Genomic DNA, 15,499 nt, shown 5'->3' with positions numbered 1-15,499 from the left:
GGCCGCCGCCTTGTCCTCGGGGCGCGTGCCGGCCAGCGCCTGGTCGTACTGCGCCCGCGCGGCCTTTTGCTGCTCGGCGGCGCTGAGCGCCTGCGCCTGCGCTTCATCCCGGTTCTGACGCGTGACGACACCTTCCTTGTAGAGGTTGTCGAGCCGGGTAAAGGTGGCCTGGGCGAGATTATTGGCGGCTTGCGCACGCTTCCAGTTGGCTTCCAATGCGCGCACATCTTCCGAGCGCGGACCATTCTTGGCCTTCTCCGCGGTGGCTTGCGCGGCGGCCAACACGGATGCCGCCTGCTGGCGCTTGGCCGCGACCTCGGGGCTGTCCAGTTCGAACAACACCTGTCCAGGCGTTACCCGGTCACCTTCGTGTACATGCAGCGAGGCTACGCGCGCGGTGATCTTGGCGGCCACGTTGATGCTGTCGGCATCCACCATGCCCTGCACCAGGTCGGCCGGCTTGCGGAAAGCCAACCAGATGCCGACCGCCACGATGATCACCACCACGATGAGCGCAATAAGCCCCCACGGAGACTTGCGTGCGGCAGTGTGGCCCGAGCGCGGCGAAGGGTTATGAGATGTCGATTCGGACATAGTCACCAGACCTTGTCCGCACGGCGGACGTATTCGTCGTAACGCGCCGATTGCCCGCTGATTTCCAGCAACTGGGCCAACGCCACATCGTAGGTATAGGCCGCCTGCAAGCGCTCCAGCTGGGCGCCACCCAACGCCATCTGGGCGTCGATCACGTCCAGTGAGGTGGCTCGCCCTTCGCGGAAGGACAGCTGTTGCAGGCGCAGGTTTTCCTTGGCTTGCGCGATCGAGCTTTCCAGCAGCAGATACTGCTGGCGCTGGGTTTCCACCTCGTTCCAGGCACGCGTCACGCCGATCACCAATTGGTTCTCGGCCTCACGCAGGCCGGCTTCGGCTTGCTCCTGTTGATCGCGGGCGGCACTGATCTGGCGCGGTCGATCGCGGCCGGAGAGAAAGGTGTACTTGAGCCCGATGCCGAAGACCCAGTCTGGATCGAAAAGCAACGCGTCGCGCCGATGCAGGTCGTAGGAACCGAACAGGAAAATCTGCGGCTTGAGCTCGGCCTGCGCCACGCGTACGCCTTGTGCCGCCTGCTCCCCCATCGCCTTCAGGCGAGCAATCTGCGGATGATTGGCCAAGGCTGAATCCACATAGCCTTGCCGCGCATCCATGGGCGCCTGGATGACGAACAGCGGCGTGGTGGCATGGACCGGCGACTGCGAACGCAGCAACTGGGCCAGGGTGATGGTGGCGGTATCGCGGTCGTTGGAGGCCTTCTGATACTCCCGCTCGGCGCTGTCCCGCGCCACCGTGGCCTGCAGACGCTGGGCCTTGGTGGCGAAACCTTCGCGCTCCAGCTTCTCGGCGTTGGCCAAGTGTCCATTGAGGCCGTCGCGTACATCCTTGCGCACCGCCAGGGCCTGGGTCGCCAATTGCTCGCCAAAATACGCCTGCACGAGTTGCGTGCTGATCGTGTCGGCCTGCTGGTTGCGCTCGGCGCTCGCCTGTCGCGCCGCAGCGGCGGCGGCATCCTGAGCGGCAGGAATCTTGCCGCCGGTATACAGCGGCAACACGGCGGTCAGCATCGGGCGAAAACGCCAATCCCGCTCCTCAAAGCGCAGCGGGCTGGGAATGCCATAAGCCTGGGCCACCGGCGCCAGCGAGCCCAACGGCAGCTCCAGGGTCTTCTGGAATTGCAGGTAGCCGGCGTCCAACGAAATATCGGGCAGGCGCAGGTGACCGGTGGCTTCCGACAGGGTTTGCTTGCCGCGCACATTGGCGTCCGCGGCCGCCAGGGCATCGGATACACCCAGCAAACGCTGCCGGGCATCCTCCAGCGAAAGATGCAACGAAGACGACGTTTGTGCCTCTACGGAACATGCGGCAACGGCGCACGCCGCCAACACCATGAAACGCCGATTCAAATCGACCATTGCTCCCCTCTCACCCGCCATCCCGTCCGGCCTTACGGCTCTGGAACTCACCCGCCAAGGCTGCGGCAACCGATGGTCTGCGGAACGTGAAGACGGGCCAGGGTTTGCCTACATCGCCCACGCGCTGGACGACAGGCATTGGAGGCACCTGACCCGGCAAGCGCGTTTGCGAAAGGCCTCGTCGCCACCACCCCATCGTGGATCGCCCAACCGCCGTGGGAAGGCGAGAGGCGACTTGGCGCGGCCCCACTTCGCGTTCCCTTCCATAAACACGCAAAATAGCGGCTTATCGGATATTTCCCTGGCGGTCTGAGCCGCTGCCACGTGGTGACGACGCTGACTGCGCATAGCCGACGGCTGCCCACCGCACACAAGAAAAACAAGATAAATGAATGAACTAGAGACAAGCCAGCACACGCCATTGATGCGCCAGTACCTCGGCGCCAAGGCCGAGCATCCGGACGTGCTGTTGTTCTTCCGCATGGGCGACTTCTACGAGTTGTTCTACGACGACGCCCGCAAGGCCGCGAGATTGCTGGACATCACGCTGACCCAGCGCGGCCAGTCCGCCGGCCAGCCCATTCCGATGGCCGGTGTGCCGTATCACGCACTGGAGAACTACCTTGCCCGTCTGGTGCGCCTGGGCGAATCGGTGGCGATCTGCGAGCAGATCGGCGACCCGGCCACCTCCAAGGGGCCGGTGGAACGCAAGGTGGTGCGCATCGTCACGCCGGGTACCGTCACCGACGCCGCCCTGCTGGAAGAGCGCCGCGACAATCTGTTGATGGCCATCAGCGCCGGCGCGCACGGCGCCTACGGCCTGGCCTGGGTGGATCTGGCGAGTGGGCGTTTCCTGCTCAGCGAAGTGCCCAGCGCCGAAGCGCTGGCCGCGGAGCTGGCACGCCTGCAGCCGGCCGAAACACTGGTGGGCGAAGACGTGGCGTGGCCCAAGTTCGTGAGCACGCTGCCGGGTCTGCGCAAGCGTCCGCCGTGGCACTTCGACGGCGACGCCGCACGGCGGGAGCTCAATCGCTTCTTCGGCACCCGCGATCTGGGTGGCTTCGGCGTGGACCGCATGCCGATCGCCATCGCCGCGGCGGGCTGCCTGCTCGGCTACGTCGAAGAAACCCAGAAAAGCGCGCTGCCGCATCTTTCCGGCATGGCGGTGGAAAGCGCCGGCGATACCATCGCGTTGGACGCCGCCACCCGCCGCAACCTGGAACTGGACACGCACCCCAGCGGGCGCACCGAACACACCCTGCTCGGCGTGCTGGACGAATCCGTCACCCCGATGGGTGCGCGCCTGCTGCGGCGCTGGCTCAATCGACCGTTGCGCTCGCGCGAGTTGCTGCGCGGCCGTCACCAGGCAATCGGCACGCTGATCGACAATCGCCAGTACGAACCGCTACGCGAGCAGTTGCGCGGCATTGGCGACCTGGAACGCATCCTTGCCCGTGTGGCGTTGCGCTCCGCGCGCCCGCGCGATCTCTCCACGCTGCGCGATGGCCTCGCCGCGGCGCCCACGCTGCGTACCTTGATCGCACCGCTGGACAGTCCGCTATTGCATGCGCTGGTCGAGCGCATTGGCGACCATGCGGACACCGCCGCCCTGCTCGCGCGCGCCGTGGTGGAGCAGCCACCGGTGCTGCAACGTGATGGCGGCGTCATCGCCGATGGCTACGACGCCGAGCTGGATGAATTGCGCCGTCTCTCGACCCACGCCGACCAATACCTGGTCGAGCTGGAGGAGCGCGAAAAGGCCGCCAGCGGCATTGCCACCCTCAAGGTGGGCTACAACCGCGTGCACGGCTACTACATCGAAATCAGCAAGGGCCAGGCGGACAAGGCGCCCACGCATTACACGCGTCGCCAGACCACCAAGAACGCCGAGCGCTACATCACCGAAGAACTGAAGACCTTCGAAGACAAGGTGCTCTCGGCCAAGGAACGCTCGCTGATGCGCGAGCGAGCCCTGTACGAAGCGCTGCTGGACACCCTCACCGCCCAGCTCGAACCCCTCAAAAGCGCCGCCTCGGCCATGGCGGAACTCGATGTGCTCGCCACCTTGGCAGAGCGTGCCTCGTCGCTGGACTGGAGTGCGCCCGAACTTACCGACGAGCCCGGCATCGCCATCGAACGCGGCCGCCACCCGGTGGTGGAGAAGGTGCGCGACGAACCGTTCGAGCCCAATGACCTCGCGCTGGATAACAGCCGCCGCATGCTGGTGATTACCGGCCCGAACATGGGCGGTAAGTCGACCTATATGCGACAGAACGCGTTGATCGTGCTGCTCGCGCATATCGGCAGCTACGTGCCCGCCTCGCGCGCGGTGATTGGCCCGATCGACCGCGTGTTCACCCGTATTGGCGCGGGCGACGATCTCTCGCGCGGCCAATCCACCTTCATGGTGGAAATGAGCGAAACCGCCAACATCCTGCACAACGCCACCGAACACAGTCTGGTGCTGATGGACGAAGTGGGTCGCGGCACCAGTACCTACGACGGTCTGGCGCTGGCGCGTGCCGCGGCCGTGCATCTGGCGGCCAGCAGCCAGTCGTACACGCTGTTTGCCACGCACTACTTCGAGCTGACCGAGCTGGCCAACGAATACGCCACCATCGCCAATGTGCACCTGGACGCAGTGGAGTACGGCGAGCAACTGGTATTCATGCATGCGGTCAAGGAAGGCCCGGCCAATCGCAGCTTCGGCCTGCAAGTAGCCGCGCTGGCCGGCCTGCCCAAGGCCGTGATCGCCGATGCGCGGCGCACGCTGGCCGAGCTGGAACGCGGCATGTATCAGCAGGCCTCCACCGCCACCACCAGGCCGACGCAGGATGCATCGCCGCAGCTTGGCCTGTTCGCCTCGGCGCCGTCCGCGGTGGAACGTGCGCTGGAGGGCATCGATCCGGACGCGCTCTCCCCGCGCGAGGCGCTGGAAGCGCTCTACCGCCTCAAGGCCCTGGCCTGACGTTAGCGATGGCGCCCTCTTCCGGATTGCGGGCGAGGGCGCACGTCAATGCGGATACTCGGAGCGGCGGGCGTTGCCGATCGCCTCCAGCACGGGGCGGGACAAGTGATCCAGGTCGAGGATGACCTTGCCCGAATGCACTGCTTTCACACCACGCGCGGGTATGACGAAATCGCCGGCATTCTCGATGTAGACCAGCAACGCATCCTCGTCCGGCAACAAACGGCGCACGGAACCGACGCCATCTTCGCCGTCGGCGACGAACACCAGCGCACCTTCTTCGATCGATTCGGCCACGGTGGCCTCCATACGTTCCAGGGAAGCGCTGATCGTCCGCAAGCCCATGTTCTGCCCGCGTGAACGAAGGTTGGCGGCGATGCATCCCATCCAAACCGCCCCACGCGACGAACATCACGTGGCCGCCATGCGGAGCGGGTTTCTTACCCATGAAAAAGGCGGCGCCCGTGGACGCCGCCTTCTATGCACGCCACCGGCCAGGTCAAGCGGCCAGTTCGGGTCGCTTCTCGCCGGAGGGCTCGGCGGTTGCATTGGCCAACAAGGCAGGAATGGTTTCCACCGGCACCGATACCGGCAGCGATACGACCTTGGCCGGTTCGCGCGCGGACAACCGCCCAAAGCCCACCAGACGGTCGATGCTGCGCGCCACCTCGGCTTGCCCGAACGGCTTGCTGATGAAGTCGTCCGCCCCGAAGCGCTGCACGTAGAATTGCTCGGTAGCCTGCTGGTTGCCGCTGATCATCACGATCGGCACGTGCTGGGTCAGCGGGTCGTGGCGCAGCGCACGCAGCACCGCAAAGCCATTCATGCCCGGCAGCACAATATCCAGAAAGATCAGCGCGGGGCATTCGGCGCGGGCCATCTCCAGCGCGCGCTCACCATCGGCGGCGCGCATGACCTGGTAGCCATCCACTTCCAGCATGCGACCGAGCACGGCGCGGATGGTCGCGGAGTCGTCCACCACCAGCACCTTCGCCCCTTGCGTGGTCTTGCGCCACGCCGGATGGGCCCCCGGAACCGCGCCACCCAGCAAACGCTTCAGGAATGCCATGCCCGTCATCGCTACCTCCCACATCAAGATCGTTGGACATCCGCACGCCCGCGCGAACCGTCCGTGATGCTGATGCTCCCGCAGTTCGGCTACGGGTTCTGCGATGCGTGACTCACATGGAATCCTTAAGGCGTCGCAATTCTCGACGTGCGTGCTTGTCCGGCCGCATCGGCGGGGCCATGGCGCCCACAAGCTTGCGCTGAGCCTTCGCCGCCTCGCGCGCCGCAAGGCTGGCCTCGCTTTCGCGATACAGCGCCTGGGCCTGCGGGGCCGGGCCACGCTGCTCGGACAAACCCAGCACTTCCACTTCCAGGCGCTCCTCGCCCCGCCCGATGCGCAATCGATCGCCCACCGATACCGCCTTGGCCGGCTTGCAGCTGGCGTCGTTGAGCTGGACCTTGCCGCCGTCGATGGCCTGCTTAGCCAGGCTGCGGGTCTTGAAGAAGCGGGCGGCCCAGAGCCACACGTCGGCGCGCACGGACGCCGCAGGGGAAGCTTGCGGAGATGACATGGGGCTTATTGTGGCTCAACCGGGCAGCGGTGTGCCCTGGTGAAACTGCATCTGCCAGCGGCCGTCGCGATGACACCAGATCGAGCTTCGCAAGGATGCTGCGGCAGGCCGCTGCGGGGTGGCATGACGATGCACCCGATAGGTCGCCAGCGCCACGCCATCGGCGAGTCGAGTAACGCGGAAATCGCTCACCTCGCGCGGCGAAAACGCTTCGCCGCGGAGCGCTTCGATTACCGCCTCGCGTGTCCACACCGCACCCGAGACACCAAGCTCGAAGAAATCCTCGGCCAAGAGTTGCCGCAGGGCTTGCTCGTCGGCGCGAATCTGCCACTGGTGAAGCCGGGTTTCCAGATCCAGCAGGTGCGCAATCAGATCCATACGGCTCCTTGCTAACCGCCCAGCAGCAGATTGCCCAGCGGAATGGTGAGCAGCGACAGCACGATGCCCGCTCCAAGTATCGTATTGGCCAGCGTAGGCTCCAGCTTATGCTCATCGGCCAGGATGGCCGCGGAGATCATCGGGGCCATTGCCGCCTGCAATACACCCACGGTCAGCGTGAGCCCGCCAACCCCGGCCGCGCGCCCGATCAACCAGGCCACCAGGGGCGCCAGCGCCAGCTTCCAGCCCAGGCCCAACAGCAAGGCCGGCAGCTGTCGCTCGCCCAGATGGAATTTGAACTGCAAGCCCACCGAAAACAGCGCCAGTGGCGTGAGCGTGGCGCCGATGGGCATGAGCACACCGTCGATCGCATCCGGCCAACCGCCCAAGGCCCCCACCAAGCCGCCCACGATCAGCGCCAGAAACGACGGGAAGGTGAGAATGCGTCGGGCGATCACCCCAGCCTGCGGCACGCGGCCCGAATACAGCGACGCCACTGCCACGCCGGCGGATGAAAGCAACGGAAAACAGCCGAGCTGGTCGGCGACCACGGCCAACGCCAGCCCTTCCTTGCCGTGCAAGGCCTGCAGCATGGGATAACCCATGAACGAGGTGTTGCCCAGGCCGCACACCAGGGTAAGCGCACCAATGCGTTCGCGCGACCAACCCAGCCAGCGCCCCAGCGCGGCGAATAGCGCCCAGGCGCCGAAGAACACCACCCACATCGCGGCTACCGGAAACCACAGCTGGGTGTCGATACGCACCTTGGGCACCAAGGCCAGCACCAGCGCCGGCAAGGCGATGCGGATGACCCACCAGTTGATGCCATGCACGATGCCCGACGGCGGCTTGGCGAAGCGCGCCACCAGTGCGCCGAGCAGCAGGCAGGTGAATAGCAACAGCAACGCGCTCATGGGCACCCCATAAAAAGAACGGCCGCAGTATAGCGGCCGTTCTCGATGGGCCTGTCCGGTCGAGTCGCCGGACTGGCTACGCCTGGCTTAGCCGACGATCAGGCGATTCAAACGCTGCACGAAGGCCGCCGGGTCCGGCAGCTGGGCGCCGGCCGTGATTTCGGCCTGCTCCAACAGCAAGCTGGCGAGATCGGCAGCCTTGGCCGGGTCGCTCTCGTTCTGCACGCGCTGCAGCAACGGATGCTGCGGGTTGATCTCCAGCGTCGGCTTGCTATCGGGCATGTCGTGGCCCGCTTCGCGCAGCAGACGCGCCAGATGCGGTGCCATTTCGTAGTCCGACAACGCCAGGCAGGACGGCGAATCGGTCAGCCGCGCCGACACGCGCACATCACTCACGCGATCGCCCAGCAACTCCTTGAGTTTGGCCAGCAGCGGCTCGGCGGCCTTGGTGGCCTCCTCTTGCTGCTTCTTGTCTGCCTCATCCAGCGGCAGCTCGCCCTTGGCCACGTTGCGCAGTTTTTTGCCGGCATATTCCTGCAAGCTGTTGAGCATCCATTCGTCGATGCGGTCGAACATCAACAGCACTTCGATGCCCTTGGCCTTGAAGGCTTCCAACTGCGGGCTACCCACGGCCGCCGCATAACCATCGGCGGTGATGTACCAAATGGTGTCCTGCCCCACGGCCATACGGCCCACGTAGTCATCGAGCGATACGGTTTGCTGGGCGCCCTCACCCTTGGTGGAGGCAAAGCGCAGCAGCTTGGCGATGCGCTCTCGATTGGCGGCGTCTTCGGCAATGCCTTCCTTCAGCGTGTTACCGAAGGCCTTGTAGAAGGTGGCGAACTTTTCGGGCTCATCGCGCGCCAGCTTCTCCAGCAGGTCGAGCACGCGCTTGATGCAGGCCGCGCGAATGCGCTCGAGCTGACGATTGTGCTGCAGGATCTCGCGGCTCACGTTGAGCGGCAGGTCGTCCGAATCCACCACGCCGCGCACGAAGCGCAGGTAGTTGGGCAGCAGCTCTTCGGCGGCGTCCATGATGAAGACGCGCTTGATGTACAGCTTAAGCCCCTTGCGCTCGTCGCGACCGCCCATCATCAGGTCGAACGGCGGCTGCTCGGGGATATACAGCAAGGTGGTGAAACTCTGGCTGCCTTCCACGCGGTTATGCGTCCAGGCCAGTGCATCGTTGAAGTCATGCCCGAGCGACTTGTAGAAGCTCTGGTAATCCTCGTCGGAAATCTCGTTGCGCGGCTTGGCCCACAGCGCCGATGCGTCGTTGACGGTTTCCCATTCGTCGGTGGGCGCACCGTCCTTGTCCTTGGGGCAACGGATCGGGAACGCCACGTGATCGGAATACTTGCGGATCAGCGAGCGCAGTTCCCAGCCCTTGAGGAACTCGTCCTCGTCGGCCTTCAGGTGCAGGATCACGGCCGTGCCGCGCTCGGGCAGATCGACCTGGGCCAGGCTGTATTCGCCCTTGCCATCGCTTTCCCAACGCACGCCCTCGCCTTCCGGGAGGTCGGCACGACGGCTGAGCACGGTGACGCGCTCGGCCACGACAAAGGCCGAATAGAAGCCCACGCCGAACTGGCCGATCAGGCGCGCGTCGGTCTTCTGCTCGGCGCTCATGGCTTCCAGGAAGCGGCGCGTGCCCGAGCTGGCGATGGTGCCGATGTTGGCCACCACTTCGTCACGGCTCATGCCAATGCCGTTATCGCGCACGGTGATGGTGCGGGCCTTGTCGTCCCAGCTCACGTCGATGTGCAGCTCACCGTCGCCGGAAAGCAGCTCGGGCTTGGCGAGCGACTCGAAACGCAGCTTGTCGCAGGCGTCGGAGGCGTTGGAGATAAGTTCGCGCAGGAAAATTTCCTTGTGCGAATACAGCGAGTGCGTGACCAGGTGCAACACCTGGGCGACTTCGGCTTCGAATTTACGGGTTTCGGGCGCGGAGTTCGTCATACGGAAAGACTCATGCAAAGGTCAGGCAAAAGGATGGGACAAACAAAGGGGCCGACGAATCGGCCCCGCAAGTTACTCGCTCTCCAGCGGAGAGCGAGTGAAATTACGCGTGCGCCGACGCGTTCTGCAACGCGGCAATACGCTCTTCCAGCGGCGGATGGCTCATGAACAGGCGCTTGAGGCCCGTGGCCAGATGGCCGGAGATGCCGAACGCAGCGATGGTCTGCGGCAGCGTGCTCTCGCCATGCTGCACCTGCAGGCGCTGCAGGGCGGAGATCATCGCGCCGCGACCGGCCAGCTTGGCGCCGGCGGCATCCGCGCGAAACTCGCGCCAGCGCGAGAACGCCATCACGATCATCGAGGCGAACAAGCCGAACACCAGTTGCAACACCATCACCGACACAAAATAACCGATGCCGCTGCCGCCACGGTCGTCACGACCGCCCGACAACCAGCTGTCGACCAGGCGACCGACCACGCGGGCGGCCACGATCACCAGGGTATTCACCACACCCTGGATCAGGGTCAGGGTGACCATGTCGCCGTTGGCGACGTGGCCGATCTCGTGGCCGAGCACGGCCGACACTTGCTCGCGGTCCATCTGCTGCAGCAGGCCGGTGCTTACCGCCACCAGTGAACTGTTCTTGGTCATGCCGGTGGCGAACGCGTTCATTTCGGGCGCGTCGTAAATGGCCACTTCGGGCATGCCGATGCCAGCGTTCTGGGCGTGGTGGCGAACGGTGTCGAGCAACCAGCGCTCGGCTTCGTTCTGGGGTTGTTCGATCACCCGGGCGCCGGTGGACATCTTGGCGGTCCACTTGGACATGGCCAGCGAGATGAAGGCACCCCCCATGCCGAACACGGCGGCATAGATAAGCAGGCCTCCCATACCGCCGTAACCACGGGCGGCGGCCCACTGATCGACGCCAAACAGGTGGCAGACGATGCTCAGCAGGAACAGAACGGCGATATTGGTAAGCAGGAACAATGCGATGCGACGCATGGCTGTCTCTCGGGCAGTCATGAAAAGGGATACGCGACTTTCGCCGCCAGGAGAGCATCGTGGCGAAACCTTGCGGTTTCAAGGGCTGGAAGACGCGACAGCGGCCATCGGCAACGTGAGCTTTAGCCGCGCGTCAGCCTCCAGGGCGAGGCGCTGCCTGCCTCCTGCGGCCCAACCTTCGTAGAATGCGCCGATGACTTACCGCGGACGTTTCGCCCCATCGCCGACCGGTCACCTGCATTTCGGCTCCCTCGTGGCGGCGGTGGGTAGCTGGCTGTGCGCGCGGCATGCGGGCGGGACGTGGCTGGTGCGCGTGGAGGACATCGATCCGCCGCGCGAAATGCCCGGCTCCGCCGAGAGCATTCTCGCTGCCCTGCCAGCCTTTGGCCTGACAGCGGATGCGCGGCCGCTGTTCCAGTCGTCCCGCATCGCCGCCTACGACGACGCTTTTGAGCAATTGAAGGCGAACGGCCAGGTGTTTCCTTGCTGGTGCAGCCGCAACGACCTGGCGGGCGGCCTGCACCTGGACGGCCAATGCCTGGCGCCCCCCGCACCTGATCGCGTGCCGGCCTGGCGCTTGCACGTACCCGATCGGGAGATCCGCTTCGACGATGCCCTGCAAGGCCCGCAGACGCAGAACCTGCGCCTCACGGCGGGCGACTTCGTGATACGCCGGGTGGAGGGCTATTACGCCTACCAGTTGGCCTGCGTCGTGGACGACGCCTTTCAGGGCATCACCCAGGTGGTGCGTGGCAACGACCTGCTCGACTCCACCGCCCGGCAGATCTACCTGCAACGCTGCCTGGGCCTGCCCGAGCCCGGTTACCTGCACCTGCCGCTGGCGCTGGACGCCAACGGGCGCAAGCTGTCCAAGTCCGAGCAGGCACGGCCGGTGGACCCCACCGATCCCCTGCCGGCCTTGCGCCGGGCGCTGCACTTTCTCGATCTCCCTGTGACAACCCACGCCACGACGCCACAGGCCTTGTTGGCGGAGGCCCTGGCGGTGTTCGATCCCGCACTTTTGCCGCGCTGCAGCGAACGGATGGCCGCGTAACCCGCTATAACGATGCGCTGATCGCGCGGTTTCGCGTGGCGACGCGACAACGCAGGTCCGGCGTAGGCGTTTTGCCATGCTGGACGTGCTAGACATGACGTCGCCCGCGACGCACGATCCGGGTTTCAGAGCATCGGCATCTTTCGGAGAAAAGGCATGACGCAGCGCACGGCATTGGTCACTGGCGGCACGGGTGGTATCGGCACGGCGATCATCCGTTACCTCGCGCGACAGGGACATCGGGTCGCCACGAACTATCGCGACCAGGCCAAAGCGGAAGCAGTGAAGGAATTGATGGCGAAGGAAGGCATCGAGGTGATGCTCGTGCCGGGCGACGTCAAAGATCCCGATTCCTGCGAGGCCATGGTGCGCATCATCGAAGCCGGCCTGGGGCCGGTAGAGATTCTGGTCAACAACGCGGGCATCACCCGCGACACCACCTTCCACAAGATGAGCTATCCGCAGTGGATGGAAGTGGTGAACACCAACCTCAACGCCTGCTTCAACGTGACCCGCCCGGTCATCGAGCACATGCGGGCGCGCAAGTGGGGCCGTATCGTGCAGATCAGCTCGATCAACGGCCAGAAGGGTCAGTACGGCCAGGCCAACTACGCCGCCGCCAAGGCGGGCATGCACGGTTTCACCATTTCGCTGGCGCAGGAAAACGCCAAGTTCGGCATTACCGTGAATACGGTATCGCCAGGCTATGTGGCGACCGACATGGTGATGGCGGTGCCGGACGACGTGCGCGAGAAGATCGTCGCGCAGATTCCGGTAGGCCGCCTCGGCAAGCCGGAGGAAATTGCCCACGCGGTGGCCTTCCTCACGGGCGAGGAAGCCGCCTGGATCACCGGGGCCAACCTGTCCATCAATGGCGGCCACTACATGGGCTGGTAAACGCCCTGCCGTTCGACGACGTCATCCCGGCAGCGGCCGGGATGACCATCGCGCCGTCGCGCTCGCTCAACCCAACAGCTTCTCTATCACCTTGCCCACCGCCGCAAAGGCGAAAGCCCCCGTGACGTGCGTGGCCGCGCCCAGGCCGCCGCCGCAGGCGAGATTCAGGGCTTCCGTTCCGTTGGCCACCGGTGGCCGCGTGCCGCACACGCTGCCGTCGGGCTGGGGGTATTGCACGTTCTGCAACGAATACACCGCCGATACGCCGAAATAGCGACCGGGGTTACGTGGAAAACCGAAATCCTGGCGGAGCTTCTTGCGGATCAGGCTGAACATCGCATCGTGCTCGGTGCGCGACAGATCGCGTACGCGAATCTGCGTGGAGTCGGTGCGGCCACCGGCTGAACCCACCGACACCACCGGCAGCTTGCGGCGGCGACACCAGGCGATGGCTTCCAGCTTCACACGGAACGCATCGCAGGCATCCAGCACCACGTCGTAGCCACGATCCAGCAGCTCGTCCAGCGTGGAGGTGGTGAGGAAGCGCTCGATCGCGTCGATCTCGATCGCGGGATTGATCGCCTTCAGTCGCTTGGTGATCACCGCCACCTTGGACTTGCCGTACTCGCCATCCAGCGCATGCAACTGGCGGTTGGTGTTGGATACGCAAATCTCATCCGCGTCGATCAGGGTCAGACGCCCCACCCCGCTGCGCGCCAAGGCCTCGGCCGCCCACGAGCCGACGCCGCCGATGCCGATCACGCAGACGTGACTGCACGCCAGCTTATCCACGCTGCCCAGGCCGTACAGGCGCTCCACGCCCGCAAAGCGCTCGCGCGGAAATGCTGGCGCCACCTCGCCTTGCGGCTGCTCCACAGCCACTTCGACCGAACCCTCAGCTTGCATCACGACATCTTCCAACAGCTTGAACTCCGGCCATTTTAGCCCGAGCTTGCCGGGCCCGCAGCGAAGCACCCGGAGCGCAGGGTATGCTTGCCCGCTCCTTACCTCGCCAAGGGACCCATCGCATGCGTGCTGCCCTCCTGATCGTGCTCGGCCTGGTCATCGGGGTGATCGGCACCGTGGTCGGCCTGAACGCCCAGCGTCAGCAGCAGCCCATGTCGCATGCGGTGATGGCGGTGATGGCCCACCATGCGGGGGCGCTCAGCCAGTCGATGAAGAATCGCCAATGCGATGCCGCCCAGACGCAGCAACACCTCACGCGGCTTTTGCAGACCTCGGCCGACATCAAGGACGCCTTCCCGGGCGGTGTCGACCAACCCTTTCTGGACGAAATCGCCAAGCTGCAAGCCACGACGGAAGCCGCGTTGAAGGCGGCCCCCGCCGACTGCGCCGCACTGGCAAGCGCATTCAAGCCGATCGGGGAAACCTGCCAGTCCTGCCATCAGCAATACCGCTGAGCGAAGCCGCACGCCTCAGCCGGATCGACGGGCAACGCCGGATGCAGGGCGGTGCTAGATCCGCACCTTCCCGCGCAGTATCTGCCAGTACATCACCCAGTCGCCCAGCAGGCTGTACAGCGGATGGGTGAACGTGGCCGGGCGGTTCTTCTCGAACACAAAGTGCCCGATCCACGCAAAGCCGTAGCCTGCGACCGGCGCCAACAGCAGCCACCAGCCATTGCCCGTGAGCAGCGCGGTGGCGATCACCGCCAGCACCAGGGTGCTACCGATGAAATGCATGCGGCGACATTGGATGTCGCTGTGTTCGTTCAAGTAGAACGGATAGAACTCGCGAAAGCTGGCGAAACCTGACATGACCTTCACCCCCAAAGGCTAGGGCTCCAGCGTAATGCGATCACGCCCGTGTTGCATGCCGCGGATGCAGCATGCAACACGAGCCTGCTAACCGCTTGCACTCAACCCGGCAAAGGAATGAATTCCTCTTCGTCACCAATCACCTTGCCCATGCGTTGAGCCGCCCAATCAGCCTTGGCTTGCTCAATGCGTTCGCGAGTGCTCGCTACAAAGTTCCACCACAGGTGGCGCTCACCATCCAGCGGCGCGCCGCCGAACAGCATCACGCGGCTATCCACCCGCGCGCGCAAGGGCGGCGAATCCGGGCCCGCCTGCACCGCCGCCTGCATCGGCCGCACGCTTACGCCGTCCCACTCCACCTCACCGTCCACCACGCACACACCACGCTCGCTGTGTTCGGGTGTCCACGGCAGTTCGGCACCGGCTTCCAGGGTTGCCTCGATGAAGAACATCGGGGCGAACACCTTCACCGGCGACGCCTTACCGTACGCGGTACCGGCGATCAACACCAGCTTGGCGCCGGGAAGTTCGATACGCGGCAGCTCATCCGCGCCGTGATGATGGAATTCCGGCGCCATCTCGGCGTCCTTTTGCGGCAACGCCACCCATACCTGGATGCCGTGTGCGCGCATGCCACCACCGCGCGCCTCTGGCGGCGTGCGTTCGGAATGCACGATGCCGCGACCGGAGGTCATCCAGTTGACCTCACCGGGACGGATATCGGCGATGCTGCCCAGGCTATCGCGATGACGAATCACGCCTTCGAACAGCCAGGTCACCGTGGCCAGCCCAATGTGCGGATGCGGCCGCACATCCATGCCTTTGTCCTGAAGAAAGGTGACCGGCCCCATGTAGTCAAAGAACACGAACGGGCCCACATGCCGGGCCTGCAGCACCGGCAGCAGCCGCCGTACGTTGAAGCCATCGCCCAGGTCGTGCACGCGACCATCGATCAACATGGGTTGCTGTTCCATCCGTGTCTCCTTGAGTTGCCCGAGCCC

At 65.0% G+C, this 15,499-nt stretch carries 16 protein-coding genes; 4 read left to right on the top strand and 12 right to left on the bottom strand.

Features of this window, described 5'->3' with window-relative positions:
• Both JHD67_RS14885 and JHD67_RS14880 read right to left on the bottom strand, forming a co-directional pair.
• A partial coding sequence (locus tag JHD67_RS14885; RefSeq protein WP_199100007.1) for a biotin/lipoyl-binding protein occupies positions 1-594 on the bottom strand: 594 nt, incomplete at its 3' end.
• Positions 595-596: 2 nt separating this feature from the next.
• Positions 597-1,967, bottom strand: coding sequence for a TolC family protein (locus JHD67_RS14880; RefSeq protein WP_233171916.1), 1,371 nt, complete (start codon positions 1,965-1,967; stop codon positions 597-599).
• A 388-nt stretch (positions 1,968-2,355) separates the two neighbouring features.
• Here JHD67_RS14880 and mutS point away from each other — a divergent pair, with 388 nt between their 5' ends.
• On the top strand, positions 2,356-4,935 hold the full coding sequence (mutS, locus tag JHD67_RS14875; protein ID WP_199100006.1) for a DNA mismatch repair protein MutS: 2,580 nt from the start codon (positions 2,356-2,358) through the stop codon (positions 4,933-4,935).
• Between the two features lie 45 nt (positions 4,936-4,980).
• On the opposite strand, the gene JHD67_RS14870 is transcribed toward mutS, so the two are convergent.
• The 7 genes from JHD67_RS14870 to htpX all read right to left on the bottom strand — a co-directional run bounded on the left by JHD67_RS14870 (position 4,981) and on the right by htpX (position 10,769).
• Complete coding sequence (locus tag JHD67_RS14870) at positions 4,981-5,232, bottom strand: hypothetical protein (protein ID WP_199100005.1); 252 nt, start codon at positions 5,230-5,232, stop codon at positions 4,981-4,983.
• A 202-nt stretch (positions 5,233-5,434) separates the two neighbouring features.
• Entirely contained in the window at positions 5,435-6,013 is a 579-nt protein-coding gene (locus JHD67_RS14865) for a response regulator (RefSeq protein ID WP_199100004.1), read from the bottom strand.
• A 103-nt stretch (positions 6,014-6,116) separates the two neighbouring features.
• On the bottom strand, positions 6,117-6,515 hold the full coding sequence (locus JHD67_RS14860; protein WP_199100003.1) for an RNA-binding S4 domain-containing protein: 399 nt from the start codon (positions 6,513-6,515) through the stop codon (positions 6,117-6,119).
• Positions 6,516-6,530: 15 nt separating this feature from the next.
• Positions 6,531-6,893, bottom strand: coding sequence for a nuclear transport factor 2 family protein (locus tag JHD67_RS14855; protein WP_199100002.1), 363 nt, complete (start codon positions 6,891-6,893; stop codon positions 6,531-6,533).
• An 11-nt stretch (positions 6,894-6,904) separates the two neighbouring features.
• Positions 6,905-7,807, bottom strand: coding sequence for an AEC family transporter (locus JHD67_RS14850; protein WP_199100001.1), 903 nt, complete (start codon positions 7,805-7,807; stop codon positions 6,905-6,907).
• An 87-nt stretch (positions 7,808-7,894) separates the two neighbouring features.
• Entirely contained in the window at positions 7,895-9,766 is a 1,872-nt protein-coding gene (gene htpG / locus JHD67_RS14845; protein ID WP_199100000.1) for a molecular chaperone HtpG, read from the bottom strand.
• A 103-nt stretch (positions 9,767-9,869) separates the two neighbouring features.
• The gene (gene htpX / locus JHD67_RS14840; RefSeq protein WP_199099999.1) at positions 9,870-10,769 is read right to left on the bottom strand and encodes a protease HtpX; all 900 of its coding nucleotides are present in this window, start codon (positions 10,767-10,769) and stop codon (positions 9,870-9,872) included.
• Positions 10,770-10,962: 193 nt separating this feature from the next.
• Between htpX and gluQRS the strand changes: the two genes are divergently transcribed.
• Together gluQRS and phbB are read left to right on the top strand one after the other, a co-directional pair.
• Entirely contained in the window at positions 10,963-11,823 is an 861-nt protein-coding gene (gluQRS, locus tag JHD67_RS14835; RefSeq protein WP_199099998.1) for a tRNA glutamyl-Q(34) synthetase GluQRS, read from the top strand.
• A 156-nt stretch (positions 11,824-11,979) separates the two neighbouring features.
• Positions 11,980-12,720: an acetoacetyl-CoA reductase gene (gene phbB / locus JHD67_RS14830; protein ID WP_199099997.1), complete on the top strand. Its 741-nt coding sequence runs from the start codon at positions 11,980-11,982 to the stop codon at positions 12,718-12,720.
• A gap of 66 nt (positions 12,721-12,786) precedes the next feature.
• Here the strand turns inward: phbB and JHD67_RS14825 are convergent, their stop codons facing one another.
• Positions 12,787-13,626 carry a tRNA threonylcarbamoyladenosine dehydratase gene (locus tag JHD67_RS14825; protein WP_233171919.1) on the bottom strand — a complete coding sequence of 280 codons (840 nt, stop codon included), beginning with the start codon at positions 13,624-13,626 and terminating at the stop codon, positions 12,787-12,789.
• A gap of 122 nt (positions 13,627-13,748) precedes the next feature.
• On the opposite strand from JHD67_RS14825, the gene JHD67_RS14820 reads away from it, so the two are divergent.
• Positions 13,749-14,141: a cytochrome c gene (locus tag JHD67_RS14820; protein ID WP_199099996.1), complete on the top strand. Its 393-nt coding sequence runs from the start codon at positions 13,749-13,751 to the stop codon at positions 14,139-14,141.
• Between the two features lie 54 nt (positions 14,142-14,195).
• Here JHD67_RS14820 and JHD67_RS14815 read toward each other — a convergent pair whose 3' ends face one another.
• Positions 14,196-14,498, bottom strand: a complete 303-nt coding sequence (locus tag JHD67_RS14815) for a DUF962 domain-containing protein (RefSeq protein ID WP_199099995.1) — start codon at positions 14,496-14,498, stop codon at positions 14,196-14,198.
• A gap of 101 nt (positions 14,499-14,599) precedes the next feature.
• Positions 14,600-15,472 carry a pirin family protein gene (locus JHD67_RS14810; RefSeq protein WP_199099994.1) on the bottom strand — a complete coding sequence of 291 codons (873 nt, stop codon included), beginning with the start codon at positions 15,470-15,472 and terminating at the stop codon, positions 14,600-14,602.
• Between the last annotated feature and the right edge of the window lie 27 nt (positions 15,473-15,499).

This window comes from Dyella sp. ASV21, from assembly GCF_016428975.1.
GTDB lineage: Bacteria > Pseudomonadota > Gammaproteobacteria > Xanthomonadales > Rhodanobacteraceae > Dyella.
This window is presented reverse-complemented; position numbering and strand designations above follow the sequence as displayed.

Coding starts and splice junctions, on each gene's coding strand:
- JHD67_RS14880 (WP_233171916.1), bottom strand. CDS start 1,967: ATGGTCGATTTGAATCGGCGTTTCATGGTGTTGGCGGCGTGCGCCGTT.
- htpG (WP_199100000.1), bottom strand. CDS start 9,766: ATGACGAACTCCGCGCCCGAAACCCGTAAATTCGAAGCCGAAGTCGCC.
- JHD67_RS14820 (WP_199099996.1), top strand. CDS start 13,749: ATGCGTGCTGCCCTCCTGATCGTGCTCGGCCTGGTCATCGGGGTGATC.
- JHD67_RS14850 (WP_199100001.1), bottom strand. CDS start 7,807: ATGAGCGCGTTGCTGTTGCTATTCACCTGCCTGCTGCTCGGCGCACTG.
- JHD67_RS14860 (WP_199100003.1), bottom strand. CDS start 6,515: ATGTCATCTCCGCAAGCTTCCCCTGCGGCGTCCGTGCGCGCCGACGTG.
- JHD67_RS14865 (WP_199100004.1), bottom strand. CDS start 6,013: ATGACGGGCATGGCATTCCTGAAGCGTTTGCTGGGTGGCGCGGTTCCG.
- JHD67_RS14810 (WP_199099994.1), bottom strand. CDS start 15,472: ATGGAACAGCAACCCATGTTGATCGATGGTCGCGTGCACGACCTGGGC.
- JHD67_RS14825 (WP_233171919.1), bottom strand. CDS start 13,626: ATGCAAGCTGAGGGTTCGGTCGAAGTGGCTGTGGAGCAGCCGCAAGGC.
- JHD67_RS14815 (WP_199099995.1), bottom strand. CDS start 14,498: ATGTCAGGTTTCGCCAGCTTTCGCGAGTTCTATCCGTTCTACTTGAAC.
- mutS (WP_199100006.1), top strand. CDS start 2,356: ATGAATGAACTAGAGACAAGCCAGCACACGCCATTGATGCGCCAGTAC.
- phbB (WP_199099997.1), top strand. CDS start 11,980: ATGACGCAGCGCACGGCATTGGTCACTGGCGGCACGGGTGGTATCGGC.
- htpX (WP_199099999.1), bottom strand. CDS start 10,769: ATGCGTCGCATCGCATTGTTCCTGCTTACCAATATCGCCGTTCTGTTC.
- gluQRS (WP_199099998.1), top strand. CDS start 10,963: ATGACTTACCGCGGACGTTTCGCCCCATCGCCGACCGGTCACCTGCAT.
- JHD67_RS14855 (WP_199100002.1), bottom strand. CDS start 6,893: ATGGATCTGATTGCGCACCTGCTGGATCTGGAAACCCGGCTTCACCAG.